The 427-nt window shown below is 70.7% G+C and carries 1 protein-coding gene; it reads left to right on the plus strand.

Annotated elements, in window-relative coordinates; genetic code table 11:
- A partial coding sequence (locus tag ADK60_RS24920) for a condensation domain-containing protein (RefSeq protein WP_159400570.1) occupies window positions 1–427 on the plus strand: 427 nt, incomplete at both ends.

Raw genomic sequence — 427 nt, forward strand, 5'->3', positions numbered from 1 at the left:
CTTCGCCCTGGCCCGACTGGACGATGACCAGTGGCTGTTCGTGGTGACCAACCACCACATCATCCTCGACGGCTGGTCGATGCCGCTGGTGATGCAGGATCTGTTCGCCGCCTACGAGGCCGACGGGAGCACCCTGGGCCTTCCGCAGATCACGCCGTACCGGGACTACGTGACCTGGCTGGCCGGCCAGGACCGCGAGGAGGCCGAGCAGGCGTGGGCCCGCGCCCTGGACGGGCTGGAGGAGCCGACGCACCTGGTCGCGGACTCCGGGACCAGGGCGCGGACGATGCCCGAGCGTCTGGAGGTCAAGCTCCCCGACGCCTCCGCTCTGGAGTCGTGGGCGCGTGGTCGCGGTGTCACGCTGAACACGGTGGTGCAGGCGGCCTGGGCGATCGTGCTGGGGCGGTTGACCGGGCGCGATGACGTG

This window comes from Streptomyces sp. XY431, assembly GCF_001279805.1.
GTDB lineage: Bacteria > Actinomycetota > Actinomycetes > Streptomycetales > Streptomycetaceae > Kitasatospora > Kitasatospora purpeofusca.